The organism is Burkholderia sp. SIMBA_051 (assembly GCF_046534915.1).
Classification (GTDB): Bacteria; Pseudomonadota; Gammaproteobacteria; order Burkholderiales; family Burkholderiaceae; genus Burkholderia; species Burkholderia ambifaria.
This window is the reverse complement of sequence record NZ_JAWRXS010000583.1, coordinates 1-254: the sequence shown is the minus strand read 5'-3', so window position 1 is coordinate 254 and position 254 is coordinate 1. Positions and strand designations below refer to the sequence as shown.

Below are 254 nucleotides of genomic sequence, written 5' to 3'. Positions count from 1 at the left end.
ACCGGCAAAACTTTTTGGGTATCAATCACACGTGGAGCATTGGCCCCGGTAAGCTCAGAAGCGATTTGCGCTACATGCTGAGCGACGACGCTGGCAACGCGAATGCTGGCGCCATCGACAGTGGTGCGCTCAGTGGGTTGTTCACTTATAGCCTGGGCGGCCATGCATTTGGCCTCGGGCTACAGAAAATGAACGGTGACACTTCGATGCCATTTCTCAATGGCACGGATCCGTACCTCACCAACTATATCCAG

General features: G+C 54.3%; 1 protein-coding gene. It reads left to right on the top strand.

Going from position 1 to position 254, the window contains the following annotated elements; all coding sequences use genetic code 11:
• Positions 1–14 precede the first annotated feature (14 nt).
• On the top strand, positions 15–254 hold a 240-nt coding region (locus SB771_RS35815; protein WP_410722145.1), incomplete at its 3' end, for an OprD family outer membrane porin.